Below are 17,705 nucleotides of genomic sequence, written 5' to 3' on the forward strand. Positions count from 1 at the left end.
ACCGTTGTGGCACGGGTTTACTCATCATTTGATAGCTGCTTGGGCAAGCTGGTCGCGCGCAGAGGCCATTTTGTATCAAAATTTTCACCCACTGCCGTGGCGGCCAGCGCTTCGTCGATCAGCGGGGTGATCTCTGGCCGGGGCGCCATGGGCGCGAACGCACTCACCCGCGCACGGCCGATGTTGCCCATGGGCAGCCGTGCCAGCGCGTGGCCCAGCGGCACCAGCGCCAGCCGCAGCAACTGGCCCGCCGCCTCGCGCGGGTCGCGCAGCTGCAGGGCATAGCGCAGCATGGCGGTGTGCGAGCGCCAGTGCAGCGACAGCGTGGTCTGCCCCAGCACATGGGCGGCCTCCAGCCAGTGCCAGCGCGTGGTGGGTGGTGCCCCGGCGTCGCGGGCAAAGGCGGCGAGCAGGTGGTCGAATGCGGCATTTTTTTGCCAAGGCGGGATGGCGGTGCTTGGCCCGCGCTGTGCGGCCAGCTGGCGCCAGCGCCGCTGGCGGTGCCGGTAGAACAGCTGGGCAAAGGCTGCGCTCAGCGGCGTCATCAGCCAGGGCAGGTGGCGGGCTACGACCTCGATGTCGTCGGTGTACAGCGTGTGGCCATCGGGCAGGGCCTGCAGGGTGATGCGGTGGTCCCAGCGCCGCATCAGCGCGCCCTCGCCGTTGTCGCGCAACGTGGGCCAGCCACCGGCCTGCGCGGGCGCCTCGACGGAGATGCGCACGGTTTGCGGCCCCATGGGCAGCAGGCCGAGCAGCCACATCTGCACGCGCAGCTCGCCAGGGGACCAGTGGGCGGGCCAGGGCGCGCCGCCCGGGCGCTTGAACCGCATCAGCGGCGCGGTGATGTGGCGGAACACGGCGGTGCTTTGCAGCTGCGCCACCACCCAGTCGGGCGGCGCATTCAAGGGGGTGGACAGGTGTACGCGCATGGCTCAACGCCCCTGCAGCTGCGCACCCGCAGCAGTGCTGGCCAGCTCCTGCCGGGCGTGGCGGACCACGCTCCAGCCCCCGCTGATGGCCAGGCCGGCCATGATGGCGGCCACCACCAGGTCGGGCCACACCGTGCCCGTGCCGAGCACGCCCAGGGCCGCGCCCATCACGGCGAGGTTGCCCAGCGCGTCGTTGCGGGTGCACAGCCACACGCCACGCATGTTGGCGTCGCCCTCCCGGTAGGCATACAGCAGCGCTGCCACGCCCAGGTTGGCGGCCAGCGCGAGCAGGCCCACGCTGCCCATGGTGAAGGGCTCAGGAGGAATGCCCTGCCACGCGCCCCAGGCCACGCGGCCGATCACAAACACGCCAAAGGCCAGCATGCTGGCGCCCTTGACCAGGGCAGCGCGGGCGCGCCAGCTGAGGGCCATGGCCAACACCCACAGCGACAGGCCATAGTTGGCTGCGTCGCCCAGAAAGTCGATGGCATCGGCCAGCAGCGAGGCCGAGCCCGAGCGCATGCCCGCGCCCAGCTCCAGCACAAACATCGCGGCGTTGACGAGGAGCGCAATCCACAGGATGCGACGGTAGCGCGGATCGGCGCCAGCGGGCGCGCCGTGGCTGTGGCCAGGGGCGCCGTGGTCATGGTGGTCGTGATTGCAATGGGCAGACATGGATTTCTTCTCCTGGCGGTTCTTGAAAGCGATGGCATCATTGGAAACCTTGAAGTCACTTGAAGGTCAAGCCCATGCATCAGCATGCCGCACAGTTCCGCATCGGCGAGGCCGCCCAGCAGTCCGGGGTGTCGGCTGCCAACATCCGCTATTACGAAAAAGAGGGCTTGCTACCCCCCGGTGCGCGGGAGGGCAACAGCTACCGCCTTTACAGCGGCGCCGATGTGCACCGGCTGCGCTTTATCCGCCTGTGCCGGGCCATGGACATGTCGCTGGACGAGGTGCGCACCCTGCTGGCGCTGGACTGGGGCCGCAAGGCCGACTGCGACGCCGCGCGCGACACGCTGGATGCCCACCTTCAGCATGTGCGCACCCGCCTAGCCGAGCTCCAGGCGCTGGAGTCTGACCTGCTCGCCCTGCGCAGCCGCTGCGATGGATCGGACGCCACCTGCCACATCATCGAAGCCCTGCACGAGCGGGCCGACGCGCAGCAGGTGGCCCTGCCCACCCCGGCAGTGCCGGGCAAGCGCCATGTGTGAGGGCATGTTTCCTGGGGATGGCAATTGCTATTGTTTTAATAGCTTGAAAGGCATATCCATCAGGCGGAAGAGCCCAAAAAAGCATGTATCCCCGTGCCTGCAGGCGCGCCATGCGCCCGTGTGCAGGCCGCCGCTATGATCCGGCCATGATCTCGCGCCTGCCCGGCCTCTCCCTGCCCGAACGTGTGTGGAACACGGCGCGGCGCTGGGCGGTGGCCTGGTGGCGCATCCTGTACCTGGGGGCTGTGGTGCTGGTGCTGGTGCTGTCGCCGTCCAGCTACGGCAAGGGCACACGCCGGGCCCTGGCCCGCCACTTGTATCTGGACACGGCACCCGTGCTGCTGGGCTTCACGGTGCTGGCGGCGCTCATCAGCCTGGTGCTTACGCGCATCGTGGTGGTCACGGCGCTGAGCTATGGGCTGTCCCGCTACGCGCTGGAGATGGTGATCCGCGTGCTGGTGCTGGAGCTGATTCCGCTCACGGCGGCCCTTTTTGTGGCCATGCGCTGCACCATCCCCAACGGCGCGCAGCTGTCGCGCCTGCGGCAGGCGGGGCGGTTTGATGCGCTGCGCAGCCAGGGCTCCGACCCGGTGCGCATCGAGTTGCTGCCGCGTGTGATTGCCGGGGTGTTTGCCTGCGTCACGCTGGCCGCGCTCAGTTGCGTGGTGGCGCTGGTGCTGGCCTACCTGGGCGTGTATGGTTTCAACATGGCCGGGCTGTCTGGCTACACGCGCATGTTTGGCCAGGTGTTCTCGCCCAGCGTGACCATGGTGTTTGTGCTCAAGACCCTGTTCTTCAGCCTGGCCGTGGCGCTGATCCCCATGGCCGCAGGCCTGTACGACAGCGGCGAGCGCGCCCAGCCCGACTCGGAGCTGGGTGGCCTGGCCCGCATGTTTGCCGTGCTGCTGCTGATCGAGACCGCCTCGCTCATGGGCAACTATTACTGACTGGTTTGTTCCACCCGCATCGATGAACGATCCCACCCCCACGCCCCCCACCGCAGCCGATGGCGTGCCGCCCGTCGAAACCCTGCGCCCCGTGGCCTACCTGGAGCTGAAGGCCGCCGCGCTGCTGCTGTTCACGCTGGCGCTCATCGTGGGTTCGGGCCTGTACCTGCTGTATGCGCGGGGCGCGTTCGAGCCCACCCAGACCCTGGTCCTCACGGCCGACGATTCCGAAGGTGTGGTGGTAGGCATGGACATGACGTTCTCGGGTTTCCCCATTGGCCGGGTGCGCCGCATCGAACTGGCTGATAGCGGCAATGCCCGCATCCTGGTCGATGTGCCCCGCAAGGACGCGCACTGGCTGCGCGTGTCCAGCGTTTTCACGCTGGTGCGGGGGCTGGTGGGGGGCACCAACATCCGGGCGTATTCCGGCATCCTCACCGACGACCCGCTGCCTGATGGCGCCGTGCGGCCCGTGCTGCGCGGCGATGCCACGGCCGAGATCCCTCAGCTCATGGCTACCGCGCGCGAGCTGCTCACCAACCTCAACGCCCTGACCGCTCCGGACGCTGCGCTGGGCAACAGTCTGACCAATGTCAAAACCCTCACCGACCGCCTCAATGGCCCCGGGGGCGCGCTGGGTGTGCTGATGGGCAACGAGACCGATGCGAAAAAAATCATCGCCACGCTGGAGCGTACCAATGCGCTGCTGGCGCGGCTCGATGGCATGGCCGCGCGGGCCGACCGGCAGGTGCTGGGCAGCGACGGCAGCAAGGACGCGTTGGTGCCCGAAGTGCGCGCGGCCGTTGCGCAGCTCAATGGCCTGCTGGCCGACACCCGCGCCAGCGTCAGGAAGGTGGACGCCGTGCTGGTCGAAGCCCAGGCCGTTGGCGCCAACGCCCGCGAGGCCACCAACGACCTCGGGGCCCTGCGTGCCGAGGTGGAGAGCAACCTGCGCAAGGTGGAAAGCCTGGTCAACGAGATCAACCGCAAATGGCCTTTTGCACGCGACACGGAGCTGAAACTGCCATGAAGCGATATGCCATTCCTCGTCTGCGGGTGCCGGGGCGGCTTGCCGCCGTGGGCTGCGCCTTGCTGCTGGCGGCCTGCTCCAGCAAGCCCCCGGTGCCCGATTGGCAGATGAACGCCCAGGGGGCCGCCACCAAGGCCACCGAGGCCTATCTGTCGGGCAATGCGCGCGTCGAGCAACTGGAGTGGGACCGGGCCCGCGCCGAAGTGGCCCGCACCGGCCGCGCTGACCTGCTGGCTCGGCTGGAGTTGATGCGCTGCGCGGCGCAGGTGGCCAGCCTGGTGGTGACGCCGTGTGATCGGTTTGAAGCGCTGCGCCCGGATGCGTCTGCACCCGAGCAGGCCTATGCCGACTACCTAGCCGGTCGTGTGTCGCCGCAACAGGTGCCATTGCTGCCGGAGGCCCAGCGCAAGGTGGCCGCAGCGGGCGAAGCCGCCACGCTGGCGGGCATCGAAGATCCGCTCTCGCGCCTGGTGGCTGCCGGGGTGTTGTTCCAGACCGGTCGCGCCACTCCTGCCGTGATGGCCGATGCCACCGAGACGGCGTCGGCCCAAGGCTGGCGCAGGCCGTTGCTGGCCTGGCTGCTACTGCAGGTGCAGCGGGCCGAGGCAGCCGGTGATGCGGAAGCCGCCGCCGCACTGCGCCGCCGCGTGGGCATCGTGGAGCAGGGCGCGACGAAGGCGAAGTAGGCGGTGGAGCGGCTCAGCGCAGGCGCGCCTGGAGCTGGCTCTCGATGTCGCTGCGCTCTGCGGCAAATTGCTGGGCGCTGATCTCGTTGGCTTCAAACTTGCGCGCCATGGACAGCAACAGCACCGTGTTTTCCAGTCGTGTGTCTTGCTGCAGCGACGGCGGCAGGGCCGTGAGGCGGTCGAAGCTTTGTTTGTACAGCTCGCTCCAGCTGAGCGCGCCCGCCTGGGCCTGGGCCCGCGCGTCGTCATGCCATCGCGAGAACTCCTCCAGGGCCCCGTCTCGGGGGCTGGAGCAGCCCGCAAGCCCCCCCAGGAGCGCCAGTGCTGCCCAAGGACGGGCGGTGAAGAGTGAGCGAAGAATGTCTGCAGGGATTCGAAAACGTGGGTTCACGATCGTCCTCCATTCCTGAATGCCACCCAAAAATCAAGGTGTGCAGCGCGGAATGGTACTCTGATGCTATCGTTTTTGCTACGGTGTTGCTGTTTTGACCCACACGCCCGCGTGTCGGGCGTGGTGCCCAAGCCGCAAGGGGGGCAGTGGCTCAGTGGCTTACCAAGCCGCTGGACAAAATCTCGTCCAGCCCGGCAGGCAGGTGCAGCATCGAATCCACCGACTGCACGGCCACTTCGGGCATCAGCACGGTGACTGCCGCCAGCACGGCCAGCACCACGGTGCCCAGAAAGGCTGCCACGGCGCGTGCGCCAGGTGGGAGGGGATGGCGTTTCATGATGAAGTCCTCGTCATCAAGAGACAAAAAAGGATGGGCGTCGCAATGACCGCCCAGGCAGCCTCAATGGCTACCGGGTAGGATTTCAGCAAGGTGCCGCAGTTCCGTCTGTAAGACAAGAGCGATACCGGGGCTCCATAGGGAGGCTGTTACGGCTGGTTGCCTTCTTTGCGAAGCCGACACGACTGGCGGAGGCGATAGGGCGGGGCGTGCGATATGGCGGCCGCGAGGACGGCTCAAGGGCAGGCGACCCTGCGTGATCCGGGCCTTGTGGGTGGAGCAGGCTGGTGCCCACGTTCAAGTGCGTCTTCCGCAGCGAAGCGGGCAAAGAAAAAGCCTGCAAGTTTTGCAACTTGCAGGCTTTGTATTTGGTGCCCAGGAGAGGACTCGAACCTCCACGATGTTACTCGCTAGTACCTGAAACTAGTGCGTCTACCAATTCCGCCACCTGGGCTTTCAGATCAGCTTTGAATTATAGAGCGTTTTTTGAGGGCTCCGGCCAAGTTGCTCATTTTTTTGAAAATTGTTTGCGGCACTCTTTTGTCATCGTGCACCGTGGTAGCCGGATGGTGCGTCTGCATGAGGCTGCGGTTGGTTCAGTGGGGGTGGCCTGCCTGATGTGCGCACATGGTCTGCGTGCGCAGGTCGCCTGAAAAATAAAAAAGCCGCTGTGTGTGCAGCGGCTTTGATATTTTGAAAACCGTCTCCGGTTCTCGTTAAACTTGGTGCCCAGGAGAGGACTCGAACCTCCACGATGTTACTCGCTAGTACCTGAAACTAGTGCGTCTACCAATTCCGCCACCTGGGCATTTCAGGAAAGACTCAGATTGTATAACAAAAAAACCACCCCCGGCGCGCAACCCGTTGCGCATTTGTCTCAGGAAATTGAAGGCAGCGTGCAGGGGCACCGTGATGGGCACGGTTTTGTCATCCGCGACGATGGCGAAGGCGACATCTTTATTCCCCCCAACGAAATGCGCGCCGTGCTGCACAAAGACCGTGTGCGCGTGCGCATCGTGCGCCAGGACCGCCGTGGCCGCCCCGAGGGCCGCGTGGTCGAAATCATCGAACGCCCGCCCCAGCCCATCATTGGCCGACTGCTGCAGGAAAGCGGCGTGTGGCTGGTGGCGCCAGAAGACAAGCGCTACGGCCAGGATGTGCTGATCCCCAAGGGCGCCACAGGCGCAGCGAAGCCCGGGCAAGTGGTCGTCGTTGAACTGACCGAGCCGCCTGCACTGTTCGGCCAGCCCGTGGGCCGCATCACCGAAGTGCTGGGCGAGGTGGACGATCCCGGCATGGAGATCGAGATCGCCGTGCGCAAGTACGGCGTGCCACACGAGTTCTCGGCCGAGTGCCTGGCCCAGGCCAAGGAGTTGCCCGACAAGGTGCGCGCGCAGGACAAGAAGCGCCGTGTGGACCTGACCGACGTGCCCCTGGTCACCATCGACGGCGAAGACGCGCGCGACTTCGACGATGCCGTGTACTGCGAGCCCGCCAAGGTGGGCCGCAGCAAGGGCTGGCGCCTGTTGGTGGCCATTGCCGATGTGAGCCACTATGTGGAGACCGGCAGCGCCATCGACATCGATGCCTACGACCGCGCCACCAGCGTCTACTTCCCGCGCCGCGTGATCCCCATGCTGCCCGAGAAGCTCAGCAATGGGCTCTGTTCTCTGAACCCCGAGGTGGAGCGCCTGTGCATGGTCTGCGACATGCTGGTCACCGCCAAGGGCGAGGTGCACGCCTACCAGTTCTACCCGGCTGTGATGTTCAGCCACGCGCGCTTCACGTACACCGAGGTCGCGGCCATCCTGGCCAACACGCGCGGCCCCGAGGCCAGCAAGCGCAAGGACCGCGTCAAGGACCTGCTCAACCTGCACGATGTGTACCGCGCGCTGCTGATCGCGCGCCAGGCGCGCGGCGCGGTGGATTTTGAGACGACGGAGACGCAGATCGTCTGCGACGAAAACGGCCGCATTGAAAAGATCGTGCCCCGAACCCGCAACGACGCGCACAAGCTCATCGAAGAGGCCATGCTGGCCGCCAACGTGTGCAGTGCCGACTTCATCGCGCAGGGCGGTCAGCCCGGCTTGTTCCGCGTGCACGAAGGCCCCACGCCCGAGAAGCAGGAGATTCTGCGCAACTACCTCAAGGCCATGGCCGTGGGCATGAGCATCGGCGACGACCCCAAGCCGGGCGACTTCCAGGCGATTGCCACGGCCACCAAAGACCGGCCCGACGCGCAGCAGATCCACACCATGCTGCTGCGCTCCATGCAGCAGGCCATCTACACGCCTACCAACAGCGGCCACTTTGGCTTGGCGTTTGATGCCTACACCCACTTCACCAGCCCGATCCGTCGCTACCCCGATCTGCTGGTGCACCGGGTCATCAAGGCGATTCTGAACAAGACGCAGTACAAGCTGCCTGCGCTGCCCACGCCGGGCGAGGCGCATGCCAAGCTGGCCAAGCGCCTCGCTGCGCGCGTGGCCGCGCCTGGCACCAAGCCACGCAAAGACGTGAAGCCGCCCAGCCGCGAGACGCAGGCCTGGGAAGCCGCCGGCCTGCATTGCAGTGCCAACGAGCGCCGCGCCGACGAGGCGAGCCGCGACGTGGAAGCCTGGCTCAAGTGCAAGTACATGCGCGAGCACCTGGGCGAGGAATACAGCGGCGTGGTCAGCGCTGCAACGAGCTTTGGCATCTTTGTCACGCTCGACGCCATGTATGTCGAAGGCCTGGTGCACATCACCGAGCTGGGCGGCGAATACTTCAAGTTTGACGAGGCGCGCCAGGAGCTGCGCGGCGAGCGCACCGGTATCCGCTACGCCATCGGTGCCCGTGTGCGGGTGCAGGTGAGCCGTGTGGACCTGGACGGCCGCAAGATCGACTTCCGCTTGGTGCGCGAAGGCGAAGAGCTGCTGGGCCGCGCGCTCAAGGACAAGGGTGTGGGCCCTGACGGCGCAGGCGGCGGTGCGCGCAAGGCTGGTGGCCGTGCGGGAGGCCGCAAGGCAGACAAAGGCGCTGCGATGTCGGCCACCGAAAAGGCGGGTCTGACCCGCGAGCGCGCGGCGCGTTCGCCCATCCAGTCGTTGAAGGCCTCGGTCAAGAAAGCGGTGGCGGGCAAGTCCAGCAAGGGCAAGGCGCGCAAGCCACGCCGGGGGTGACCAGCCGCGTCCCCCCGGGCGCTGGTTGTTGAAACCGATTGCTCATTAATTGATAGCTGCTACCGCTTGATGGACGGGCGGTAGAAGCTATTTTTGTTGAATTTTCTGGGACGCCAGCGCGCTGGGCGGTGCCAGGCCCTCCAGAAAACGCGCATACCGCTGCGCCGTGTCGGCAGGCGCTTCCATCATGGGCAGATGGCCGATGCCGGGCAGGGCTTCCAGTTGCGCCTGGGGCAACAGCTTCTGCAAGGGCGAGAGGCCAGAACGGTCAAACACGCGGTCGCTGTCGCCCCATAGCGCGAGCACGGGGTGATTTTGTAGATCGCCCAACCGCTGTTGCAGCAAATAGCGGTCCTTGAGCTGGGCGTCCCACAGGCGGGTGTTCGACGGCGCGTTGCCCAGCGCTGCCTGCTCGGTGGCGTGCAGGATGGGGTAGGGCAGGAAGGGGCGTCTTTCAAACACCAGGTCCATCATGGCGCGGAAGGCTGCGGCGTCGTGGGCGACCAGCGGGCGCTGGCCTGCGTCGATACGCCGGTCCATGGTGCTGGGCTTGGGCGAGCGGATGCCATGGGGCGCGCCGATGAAAGCCACGCTGGCCACGCGCTCGGGGTGCTGCAATGCAAACAGCGCGGCGATGGTGCCGCCCATGGAGTTGCCCGCGAGGTGGGCCTTTTCGATGCCCAGCGCGTCCAGCAACGCGCCCAGGCGCTGGGTGTGCGCGGCGTAGTCATAGGGCTGGTCGTCCAGCCGCGTGCTCTCGCCAAAACCGGGGAAGTCTGGGGCAACCACCCGGTACTGGCCGGTAAGGGGGCGCGCAAAATCCACCCAATGGTCCTTCTCCGCAAAAATGCCGTGCAGCAGCACCAGGGGCGTGGCGCCTGGGTTGCTGGGCGCCGGTTGGGAGGGCGCACCGCTGTCCAGGTAGTGGACGGTGTGCAGCGCGGCAGTGATGGTTTTTTCTTCCATGCCCGCGAGGCTGCGGTTGAGGTGGAGCAGGGGCTCCTTCAGCAGCGACGGCGCGCCGTAGTAGAAACCCACGCCGCCAATGGCGAGGGCGGCAGCAACAGAAATGAAGGCAATGCGTTTCAAGAACCAGTCTCCAATAGAACGATGGGGTGCCGTGGTGCTGCGCTGTGGGCGCGCGCCGGTGCCGACCAAGGCTACCGAGAACCGTGCCGCAAGACTTGTAGGTTTGGGCTATGCCGCAGCGCAAGAACACCCTGACGCTGGGCGCTGACCGCGCGCTGTATGTGGGCGAGATCCCGGCCACAGGCTGGCATTGCCATGCGTCGCCTGTGCTGCTGATGGGGCTCTCGGGCCGGTTTGCGTTGCAATGGGGCACGGGGCTGGTGGAGACCTGCCACAGCGCGCTGGTGGATGCCGGGGTGGAGCATCTGTTCGACCCCTGTGGCGAAGTGGTGGCGCTGGTGTACCTGGAGCCGGATTCGCCAGAGGCGCGCGGCCTGCGCAGCGTGTTCCAGCGGCAGGGTGGCGTGCTGCTGGATGTGGCGGCGCCGGTGGGGGCGCGTGCGGCCATAGAGGGCCATCTGCGCTCCTTTGATCTACCGGCCCTGCTGCACCGCCACCTGCTGCAGGCGGCGCCCCCGCTGGACCCGCGCGTGGCCCACAGCCTGCACACCCTGCGCCGCCCGCAGCACGAGCAGGGGCGCCTGGCACGGGCGGGGCTGGCGTCTGCGGCGCGGCTGTCGGCCTCCCGCTTCAACCACTTGTTCCGCGCCGAAATGGGCGTGAGCCTGCGCAGCTACCGCGTGTGGTCGCAGGTGCGGCTGGCCATGGCCGGGCTGGCGGTGAGCCCGCGCCTGACGGATGCGGCGCTGCATGGCGACTTTGTGGACTCGGCGCATTTCAGCCGCATGTTCCGCCAGACCTTTGGCATGACGCCGTCGAGCGTGCTCAAGCCGCTCAAGCAGGTCATGCTGTTGGAATAGGGCCTGTCACCCACCCACGCGCCGCGCCAGCGCACTGGCGGTCAGCGCCTGGCCCGCTGGCCAGGCATCGGCCGCCTGGCCATGCTGGTACACCGCTTCGCTGGCGGCGCGCAGGGCGCTGGCGCCGGCGGCTAGGTGCGCGCCCACCATGCCCGCCAGCACATCGCCCGTGCCCGCCGTGGCCAGCCGTGCGTTGCCGGTGGGGTTGATGGCCGGGACGCGGTCGGGGGCGGCAATCACGGTGCCCGAACCCTTGAGCACAGCCACGCAGTTGAATTGGTCAGCGAGTTGTTGCGCGGCATCCAGCCGGTCGGCCTGGACCTCGGCGGTGGTCAGGCCCAGCAGGCGGGCAGCCTCCAGCGGGTGGGGGGTGATGACCGTGGGCTGCCCATGCTGGCCGCGCGCCACCACCAGCGCGTGCAGGGCGGCTTCGGCAGCGATAGTGTTGAGTGCATCGGCATCCAGCACCAGGCGCGCGGCGCGGGGGATGACCTCGGGGAGCACGCGTGCGATGGCTTGGCCGCCGCCGCAGCCGCAGACCATGGTGAGCTGTTCCAGTGCCAGCGCATCGAAGCGGCGGAACATCAGTTCGGGCTGCTGCAGGTCGAGTTGCTGGTGGCCGCTGTCGAGCAAGGCCACCAGCACCCGGCCTGCACCGCTGTGCAGAGCAGCCGATGCTGCGAGCAGGGCGGCACCCGCCATGCCCATGCCGCGTGCTGACAGGCCCTCGCCACCCACCACGGCCACGTCGCCAAAGCTGCCCTTGTGGCTGGCATGGGCGCGTGGCGCAGGCAGCGGCGGGCCACAGAGCCAGGCCGTGGGCGCCTCGTGCCCGGGGTGGGCGCCCAGGTCGTCCCACCACACCTGGCCCGCAGCGTCGCGCCCGGCGGCGGTGAACAGGCCGGGCTTGAGGGTGAGCAGGCTCAGCGTGTGGCGTGCCGGGCCCGGCATGTGTGTGATGTGGGGATGGTGGTGTGGCGCAGCATGGGGTGCAAAGCCCGCTGCAAACTGGCCGGTGTCGGCATCCAGCCCGCTGGGCAGGTCCACCGCCAGCACGGGCGCCGGGCTGTGTTGAAGGGCGTGTTGGCAGGCCCGCAGTCGCGCATCGGGCACGCGGATGGGGGCGTGGGGCGATGAGGACACGCCGATGCCCAGCAGCGCGTCAATGCACAGATCTTGCGAGCCCAGGTCGGCGGGGGGCGTGTCGGCCCACGCCACGCCCGCAGCCAGGGCGCGTTGCCATGATGCTTTTGCGTCCGCCGGAGCCTTGTCGGGCTGGCCGAGCCAGGTCACCACCACCTGGCGGCCACTGCGCTGCAGGTGCATGGCGGCCTCCAGTCCGTCGCCGCCGTTGTTGCCGGGGCCGCAGGCAATCCAGACCGTGCGCGCGTGGGGCGCCAGGGCCTGGGCCAGTTGCGCCACGGCCAGGCCCGCACGCTGCATCAGGGTGTGCGGGGGCAGGGTGGCCGCCGCCGCCTGCTCGATGCGGCGGGTGGCGGCGGTGTGGAACAGCGGGTGGGGTTGGTGGGGGGTGATGCGGTGCATGGTGGCGGCAGGTGCTGCACGGCGCCATGCCGTGCGCCTGCCATTGTGCGTCGCCACCCCGGGGGCGACAACGCGCCTGCGTCAGAACTGCCGCATGCCTAGGCCGTCCAGCGGCACCTCGGGCGCTCGCTGTGCCATCAGGTCCGCCAGGGCCCGCGCGCTGCCGCAGGCCAGTGCCCAGCCCCCGGCGCCGTGGCCGGTGTTGAGCCACAGGCCCGGCACGCCGCTGGCACCCACCACCGGGGCACCGTCGGGCAGCAGGGGGCGTGCGCCCCGCCAGACCTGCACGCCGGACGAGAGCTGCGCACCGCCCGGGAACCAGTCGTTGAGCGTGCGGTACAGGCGCTGCAGCGTAGCGGCGTGGTGCTCGGCGTCGGCACCCGCCAGTTCGGCGCCGCCCGCAATGCGCACACGCTGGCCCAGGCGCGTGATGGAGATCTGCTGGGCCACATCCACCACGCTGCCTTGAGGGGCATGGGTGGATTCGCGCAGTGGGGCGCTGACGGAGTAGCCATACACCGCCGCCATGGGCAGGCGCATACCCAGCGCGGGCAGCAGCGCGGCCGAGGCCGTGCCGGCGCACAGCACCACGGCATCAAAACGCCGCAGGTCGCTCTCGCCCTGCACTACCACGCCGACCGGGGTAGCCCCGATGCGATCGATGCGGGTGTTGAAGGCAAAGTGCACGCCCGAGCCCTGCGTGCCCTGGCGCAGCAGCTGCGCAAACAGGCGGCAGTTGCCAGCGCGGGCATCGGGCAGGTGGATGGCACCGGCCAGCGGCGCCTCGGGCGACAGGCCGGGCTCGATCTGGCGTGCGATGTCGGCATCCACTTCGCGCAGGGCCACGCCGCTGTCGCGCAGCACCTGCAGGGCGGGCTGGATCTGGGCGCGTTCTTGTTCCGTGCGCAGCAGCACCAGGCGGCCTACGCTGGCCTCAAAGTCGAGTTCGTGCCGTTGGGCCAGGGCCTGTAGCCGGCTTTGGCTGTATTGCGCCAGGCGCTCCAGCGCCGCCGCGGGGGCGCTGCTGGCGTGTGTGGCGCTGCGCCAGCGGCTGAGCCAGGCCCAGTTGGCCCGGCTCAGCCCGCCGGAAAGCCGCAGCGTGGCGTGTGGCCCCATCAGCCGCAGGGCGTGGCCGAATCCGGGCACTGCCCAGGGGCTGAGCAGGTGGGGGGCGAGCAGGCCTGCTGTGGCAAAGCTGGCTTCTTCTGCGGCGGCGCTGCGTTGTTCAAAAACGGTGACTTCGTGGCCGTCGCTGGCCAGCTCGTACGCGGTGGTGACGCCGACAATTCCGGCGCCCACGATGGCAATCTTCATGAAATTTGGGTGTTTTTGGCCTCTTGCGCCTGTTGGTAAAGCGCGAGCAGCTATTATTTTTGTAGTGTTTGTTCGATCTGCAGGCCCACGTTGAGCACGGTGTCGTCCCGCAAGGCCCCGTGCCAGACCATCAGGCCCACCGGGAGTTCCCCCGCTGCATGGCAAGGCAGCGACAGCGCGCAGCCGTCCAGCAGGTTGACCACGCTGGTGTTGCGCAGCAGCAGGTTGTTGACGCGGAAGAACTCGGCGTCGCGGGCGGCGTCCTGGGCCTTGTCCATGCCTTCTGCGGGAGCGACATCGGCCAGCAGCGGTGCCAGGATGGGCACGGTGGGCGAGAGCAGGGCGTCGTAGGGCGCCATGTCGGCGAGCATGCGGGCGATCCATTGCTGGCGCGCCTGCAGCAGATCGATGTACTCCCAGGCCATCAGCGTGGCGCCTTTTTCGATGCGCATGCGCACGCGGGGGTCGTAGCGGTCGCCCGCGCGCTGCAGCAGCGCGCGGTGCCAGGCGTAGGCTTCGGGGGCGGCAAAACCATAGGCTGGCTGCTCCAGCACAGCGGGCAGGGCGACGGTGTCGATCTGCGCGCCCGCCTGGCGCAAGGCTTCCACACTGCGTTCAAAGGCGCTGGCCACGGTGGCGTCCAGCCCGTCGAGGAAGAGGGTGGATGGCACGGCCAGCCGGTATTGCGACAGCGGTGCCAGACTGCGCGTTACGCGGCGGGCGGCTAGCACCTCGTGCGCCACGATGGCATCGCGCACGGTACGCGTCATGGCGCAGGCAGTGTCCAGGGTGGTGGAAAGCGGCACGGCGCCTGCAGTAGGAACCAGCCGGGCCGTGTTCTTGAAGCCTACGATGCCGTTGAGCGCTGCGGGAATGCGGATGGAGCCCCCGGTGTCCGACCCCAGCCCGATGAACGCCGCCCCGGTGGCCACGGATACCCCCGCGCCAGAGGACGAGCCGCCCGGCACACGCGCTGCGCCGGGCAGCGCGCCGGAGCGCGCATCCCAGGCGGCGGGCGTGCCATGGTGCGGGTTCACGCCCACACCCGAAAAGGCGAACTCGACCATGTTCGTGCGGCCGATCAGGCTGGCCCCGGCTGCGCGCAGGCGGGCGACTGCAGGACAGTCCTGGGTAGCGGCCGGTGCATCGGCCAGAACGGTGGAGCCTGCGGGCGTGGCCTGGCCTGCGATGTCGAACAGGTCCTTGACCGACACCGCCAGTCCCGCCAGGGGCAACTGGGCCAGGCCGGACTGCACCGCCGTGGTGCGTGCCTCGTCGAACATTGTTCGTACAAAGCTGTGGGTGTTGGCGGGGGTCTGGGCGGCGCCGATGCAACGTTCCAGCTCGGCGGGCGCAGTGGTGGCGCCCTCCCGCAGTCGGTCGCGGGTGGTGATCAGGTCAGGCAGCATGGTGTGCTAGAATCTTTGGGTTTTGCTGGGAGCAGCGACGCAGGCGGTGCATGCATCGCAGGTGTGGCGGCTGTCACAAAGCCAATCGCAAAGCAGCCCTGTCAAGGTGTTGCGGCATCCGTGAAGAACACGGCGCCGCAAATATTGGGGCTGATTTTAGACCTAACCTTTGGAGTATTTTTATGTCCGTTACCATGCGCGAAATGCTGGAAGCCGGTGTCCACTTCGGTCACCAAACCCGCTTCTGGAACCCCAAGATGGCCCCCTACATCTTCGGCCATCGCAACAAGATTCACATCATCAACCTGGAAAAGTCGCTGCCACTGTTCCAGGAAGCCCAAAAGTTCGCCAAGCAACTGGCTGCCAACCGCGGCACGATCCTGATGGTCGGCACGAAGCGCCAAGCCCGTGAAATCCTGGCCACCGAAGCGCAACGCGCTGGCGTGCCTTTCGTGGACCAGCGCTGGCTGGGCGGCATGCTGACGAACTTCAAGACCGTGAAGACCTCGATCAAGCGCCTGAAGGACATGAAGGCCCAGCAAGAAGCTGGCCTCGACAGCCTGAGCAAGAAGGAGCAACTGACGTTCTCCCGCGAAATCGAAAAGCTCGAAAAGGACATCGGCGGCATCCAAGACATGGCTGCTCTGCCCGACGCCATCTTCATCATCGACGTGGGCTTCCACAAGATCGCCGTGGCCGAAGCCAAGAAGCTGGGCATCCCGCTGATCGGTGTGGTTGATACCAACCACTCGCCCGAAGGCATCGACTACGTGATCCCCGGCAACGACGACTCGGCCAAGGCTGTGACGCTGTACGCCCGTGGCATCGCTGATGCGATCATCGAAGGCCGTGCCAACGCCGTGAACGAAGTCGTGAAGGCTGCCGCTGGCGAGAGCACCGACGAATTCGTGGAAGTGCAAGAAGCCGCTGCCTGAGCGCCCGGCTGCGCGATCCGTCGCGAACAAAAGCGGGGCCCCTGGTGAGCCCCCTTTTTTTTAGCCCGAATCTGAACCCATTGAACTGAATACTGAAGGAATAAAGATGGCTGCAATTACCGCAAGCATGGTGGCTGAACTGCGTGGCAAGACCGACGCTCCCATGATGGAATGCAAGAAGGCGCTGACCGAAGCCGATGGCGACATGGCCAAGGCCGAAGAGCTGCTGCGCGTCAAGCTCGGCACGAAGGCTGGCAAGGCCGCCTCGCGCGTGACGGCTGAAGGCGTGGTTGCCAGCTTCATCAGCGGCAACGTGGGTGCCCTGATCGAAGTCAACAGCGAAACCGACTTCGTTTCCAAGAACGACAGCTTCATCGCCATGGCCAATGCCGCTGCCAAGCTGGTCGCTGAGCACAACCCTGCCGACATCGACGCCCTGGGTGCCCTGGCCTACGAGCAGGACAGCTTCGGCCCCACGCTGGAAGACGTGCGCAAGGGCCTGATCGGCAAGATCGGCGAGAACATGTCGTTCCGCCGCTTCAAGCGCTTCAGCGGCTCCAACCTGGCTGCCTACCTGCACGGTTCGCGCATCGGTGTGGTCGTCGAGTTCGACGGTGACGCCACCGCCGCCAAGGACGTCGCGATGCACGTGGCTGCCATGAAGCCCGTGGCCCTGACCAGCGCCGACGTGCCTGCCGACCTGATCGCCAAGGAGCGCTCGGTGGCCGAAGGCAAGGCCGACGAAGCCAACAAGGAACTCGTGGCCGCTGGCAAGCCTGCACAGAGCGCCGAAATCACGGCCAAGCGCATTGACGGCGCCGTGCAGAAGTACCTGAAGGAAGTCTCGCTGGCCGACCAGGTCTTCGTGAAGGCTGCCGACGGCAAGCAAACCGTGGCCCAGATGCTCAAGGCTGCCAACACCAACGTGAAGGGCTTCACCCTCTACGTGGTGGGCGAAGGCATCGAGAAGAAGGCTGACGACTTCGCTGCCGAAGTGGCTGCCCAGGTGGCTGCCGCCAAGGCCGCTGCTGCCTGATCGGCTGCACCGCAGCCCCGTCCCCCACTTTTTTTACCGCCGTACCTGCCTTTGGAGAAATCACCCATGTCCCACGCTGCACCAGCCCACAAGCGCATCCTGCTCAAGCTGTCTGGTGAGGCGCTGATGGGGGATGACGCCTTTGGCATCAACCGCGCCACCATCGTTCGCATGGTGGAAGAGATTGCCGAAGTCACCCGTCTGGGTGTGCAGGTGGCGGTGGTGATCGGTGGGGGCAATATTTTCCGTGGTGTCGCGGGCGGCTCGGTCGGCATGGACCGGGCCACCGCCGACTACATGGGCATGCTGGCCACCGTGATGAACGCGCTGGCCCTGGCCGATGCCATGGACAAGCAAGGCCTGGTGGCCCGTGTGATGTCCGCCATCGCCATCGAGCAGGTGGTTGAGCCCTATGTGCGCCCCAAGGCCTTGCAGTACCTCGAAGAGGGCAAGGTGGTTGTGTTTGCCGCTGGCACGGGCAACCCTTTCTTCACCACGGACACGGCAGCAGCCCTGCGCGGTGCCGAGATCGGCGCCGAGCTGGTGCTCAAGGCCACCAAGGTGGACGGCGTTTATACTGCCGACCCCCAGAAGGACCCCACGGCCACGCGCTATACAAAGCTCAGCTTTGACGAGGCCATGTCCCGCAATCTGGGCATTATGGATGCGACCGCCTTTGCCCTGTGCCGCGACCAGAAGCTGCCGGTGAAGGTGTTTTCCATCATCAAGCACGGCGCCCTGAAGCGCGTGGTGATGGGCGAAGACGAAGGTACGCTGGTTTACGCTTGACCACGATGGATGGGCCTGCACCGGATGCAGGCT

Annotated in this window: 17 protein-coding genes and 2 tRNA genes; 9 read left to right on the forward strand and 10 right to left on the reverse strand. The window is 67.0% G+C overall.

What is annotated here, in order from left to right; translation table 11 throughout:
* Positions 1–17: 17 nt before the first annotated feature.
* Complete coding sequence (locus ACTPOI_RS25355; RefSeq protein ID WP_440114290.1) at positions 18–929, reverse strand: DUF3703 domain-containing protein; 912 nt, start codon at positions 927–929, stop codon at positions 18–20.
* A gap of 3 nt (positions 930–932) precedes the next feature.
* A complete protein-coding gene (locus ACTPOI_RS25360; RefSeq protein ID WP_252658300.1) occupies positions 933–1,604 on the reverse strand; it encodes a cation transporter in 672 nt (223 codons plus the stop codon).
* Positions 1,605–1,678: 74 nt separating this feature from the next.
* Here ACTPOI_RS25360 and ACTPOI_RS25365 point away from each other — a divergent pair, with 74 nt between their 5' ends.
* From ACTPOI_RS25365 to ACTPOI_RS25380, 4 genes are all read left to right on the forward strand, one after another.
* Positions 1,679–2,143, forward strand: coding sequence for a Cd(II)/Pb(II)-responsive transcriptional regulator (locus ACTPOI_RS25365; protein WP_252658299.1), 465 nt, complete (start codon positions 1,679–1,681; stop codon positions 2,141–2,143).
* Between the two features lie 146 nt (positions 2,144–2,289).
* A complete protein-coding gene (locus ACTPOI_RS25370; RefSeq protein ID WP_094288118.1) occupies positions 2,290–3,090 on the forward strand; it encodes an MlaE family ABC transporter permease in 801 nt (266 codons plus the stop codon).
* Positions 3,091–3,112: 22 nt separating this feature from the next.
* On the forward strand, positions 3,113–4,120 hold the full coding sequence (locus tag ACTPOI_RS25375; RefSeq protein ID WP_440114295.1) for an MlaD family protein: 1,008 nt from the start codon (positions 3,113–3,115) through the stop codon (positions 4,118–4,120).
* Positions 4,117–4,806, forward strand: a complete 690-nt coding sequence (locus ACTPOI_RS25380) for a hypothetical protein (protein ID WP_440114298.1) — start codon at positions 4,117–4,119, stop codon at positions 4,804–4,806. Before ACTPOI_RS25375 ends, ACTPOI_RS25380 begins: the two co-directional genes overlap by 4 nt.
* 13 nt (positions 4,807–4,819) lie before the next feature.
* Here the strand turns inward: ACTPOI_RS25380 and ACTPOI_RS25385 are convergent, their stop codons facing one another.
* The 4 genes from ACTPOI_RS25385 to ACTPOI_RS25400 all read right to left on the reverse strand — a co-directional run bounded on the left by ACTPOI_RS25385 (position 4,820) and on the right by ACTPOI_RS25400 (position 6,342).
* The gene (locus ACTPOI_RS25385; protein ID WP_440114301.1) at positions 4,820–5,197 is read right to left on the reverse strand and encodes a hypothetical protein; all 378 of its coding nucleotides are present in this window, start codon (positions 5,195–5,197) and stop codon (positions 4,820–4,822) included.
* A gap of 151 nt (positions 5,198–5,348) precedes the next feature.
* Positions 5,349–5,534, reverse strand: a complete 186-nt coding sequence (locus ACTPOI_RS25390; RefSeq protein ID WP_252658296.1) for a hypothetical protein — start codon at positions 5,532–5,534, stop codon at positions 5,349–5,351.
* Between the two features lie 369 nt (positions 5,535–5,903).
* A tRNA-Leu gene (locus tag ACTPOI_RS25395) sits at positions 5,904–5,988 on the reverse strand.
* Between the two features lie 269 nt (positions 5,989–6,257).
* Positions 6,258–6,342, reverse strand: a tRNA-Leu gene (locus ACTPOI_RS25400).
* Between the two features lie 19 nt (positions 6,343–6,361).
* Here ACTPOI_RS25400 and rnr point away from each other — a divergent pair.
* The gene (gene rnr / locus ACTPOI_RS25405) at positions 6,362–8,695 is read left to right on the forward strand and encodes a ribonuclease R (protein WP_094287812.1); all 2,334 of its coding nucleotides are present in this window, start codon (positions 6,362–6,364) and stop codon (positions 8,693–8,695) included.
* Between the two features lie 87 nt (positions 8,696–8,782).
* Here rnr and ACTPOI_RS25410 read toward each other — a convergent pair whose 3' ends face one another.
* On the reverse strand, positions 8,783–9,784 hold the full coding sequence (locus ACTPOI_RS25410; protein ID WP_440114305.1) for an alpha/beta fold hydrolase: 1,002 nt from the start codon (positions 9,782–9,784) through the stop codon (positions 8,783–8,785).
* Positions 9,785–9,894: 110 nt separating this feature from the next.
* On the opposite strand from ACTPOI_RS25410, the gene ACTPOI_RS25415 reads away from it, so the two are divergent.
* Positions 9,895–10,644: a helix-turn-helix domain-containing protein gene (locus tag ACTPOI_RS25415; protein ID WP_440114308.1), complete on the forward strand. Its 750-nt coding sequence runs from the start codon at positions 9,895–9,897 to the stop codon at positions 10,642–10,644.
* A 6-nt stretch (positions 10,645–10,650) separates the two neighbouring features.
* Here ACTPOI_RS25415 and ACTPOI_RS25420 read toward each other — a convergent pair whose 3' ends face one another.
* The 3 genes from ACTPOI_RS25420 to ACTPOI_RS25430 form a co-directional block, all read right to left on the reverse strand.
* Positions 10,651–12,189, reverse strand: a complete 1,539-nt coding sequence (locus ACTPOI_RS25420; RefSeq protein ID WP_440114311.1) for an NAD(P)H-hydrate dehydratase — start codon at positions 12,187–12,189, stop codon at positions 10,651–10,653.
* A gap of 81 nt (positions 12,190–12,270) precedes the next feature.
* Positions 12,271–13,503: an FAD-dependent oxidoreductase gene (locus ACTPOI_RS25425; protein WP_440114314.1), complete on the reverse strand. Its 1,233-nt coding sequence runs from the start codon at positions 13,501–13,503 to the stop codon at positions 12,271–12,273.
* A 53-nt stretch (positions 13,504–13,556) separates the two neighbouring features.
* Entirely contained in the window at positions 13,557–14,912 is a 1,356-nt protein-coding gene (locus tag ACTPOI_RS25430; RefSeq protein ID WP_440114317.1) for an amidase, read from the reverse strand.
* A 182-nt stretch (positions 14,913–15,094) separates the two neighbouring features.
* On the opposite strand from ACTPOI_RS25430, the gene rpsB reads away from it, so the two are divergent.
* From rpsB to pyrH, 3 genes are all read left to right on the forward strand, one after another.
* Positions 15,095–15,847 carry a 30S ribosomal protein S2 gene (gene rpsB, locus ACTPOI_RS25435; protein ID WP_094287824.1) on the forward strand — a complete coding sequence of 251 codons (753 nt, stop codon included), beginning with the start codon at positions 15,095–15,097 and terminating at the stop codon, positions 15,845–15,847.
* A gap of 106 nt (positions 15,848–15,953) precedes the next feature.
* The gene (gene tsf, locus ACTPOI_RS25440; RefSeq protein WP_094287826.1) at positions 15,954–16,883 is read left to right on the forward strand and encodes a translation elongation factor Ts; all 930 of its coding nucleotides are present in this window, start codon (positions 15,954–15,956) and stop codon (positions 16,881–16,883) included.
* A gap of 66 nt (positions 16,884–16,949) precedes the next feature.
* Complete coding sequence (pyrH, locus tag ACTPOI_RS25445) at positions 16,950–17,672, forward strand: UMP kinase (RefSeq protein ID WP_026436856.1); 723 nt, start codon at positions 16,950–16,952, stop codon at positions 17,670–17,672.
* Positions 17,673–17,705 lie beyond the last annotated feature (33 nt).

The organism is Acidovorax sp. BL-A-41-H1 (genome assembly GCF_051942715.1).

Excerpts from the sequence above, each read along its gene's own strand:
- ACTPOI_RS25355 (WP_440114290.1), bottom strand. The coding sequence starts at position 929 with ATGCGCGTACACCTGTCCACCCCCTTGAATGCGCCGCCCGACTGGGTG.
- ACTPOI_RS25360 (WP_252658300.1), bottom strand. The coding sequence starts at position 1,604 with ATGTCTGCCCATTGCAATCACGACCACCATGACCACGGCGCCCCTGGC.
- ACTPOI_RS25365 (WP_252658299.1), top strand. The coding sequence starts at position 1,679 with ATGCATCAGCATGCCGCACAGTTCCGCATCGGCGAGGCCGCCCAGCAG.
- ACTPOI_RS25370 (WP_094288118.1), top strand. The coding sequence starts at position 2,290 with ATGATCTCGCGCCTGCCCGGCCTCTCCCTGCCCGAACGTGTGTGGAAC.
- ACTPOI_RS25375 (WP_440114295.1), top strand. The coding sequence starts at position 3,113 with ATGAACGATCCCACCCCCACGCCCCCCACCGCAGCCGATGGCGTGCCG.
- ACTPOI_RS25380 (WP_440114298.1), top strand. The coding sequence starts at position 4,117 with ATGAAGCGATATGCCATTCCTCGTCTGCGGGTGCCGGGGCGGCTTGCC.
- ACTPOI_RS25390 (WP_252658296.1), bottom strand. The coding sequence starts at position 5,534 with ATGAAACGCCATCCCCTCCCACCTGGCGCACGCGCCGTGGCAGCCTTT.
- ACTPOI_RS25415 (WP_440114308.1), top strand. The coding sequence starts at position 9,895 with ATGCCGCAGCGCAAGAACACCCTGACGCTGGGCGCTGACCGCGCGCTG.
- ACTPOI_RS25420 (WP_440114311.1), bottom strand. The coding sequence starts at position 12,189 with ATGCACCGCATCACCCCCCACCAACCCCACCCGCTGTTCCACACCGCC.
- ACTPOI_RS25425 (WP_440114314.1), bottom strand. The coding sequence starts at position 13,503 with ATGAAGATTGCCATCGTGGGCGCCGGAATTGTCGGCGTCACCACCGCG.
- ACTPOI_RS25430 (WP_440114317.1), bottom strand. The coding sequence starts at position 14,912 with ATGCTGCCTGACCTGATCACCACCCGCGACCGACTGCGGGAGGGCGCC.
- rpsB (WP_094287824.1), top strand. The coding sequence starts at position 15,095 with ATGTCCGTTACCATGCGCGAAATGCTGGAAGCCGGTGTCCACTTCGGT.
- tsf (WP_094287826.1), top strand. The coding sequence starts at position 15,954 with ATGGCTGCAATTACCGCAAGCATGGTGGCTGAACTGCGTGGCAAGACC.
- pyrH (WP_026436856.1), top strand. The coding sequence starts at position 16,950 with ATGTCCCACGCTGCACCAGCCCACAAGCGCATCCTGCTCAAGCTGTCT.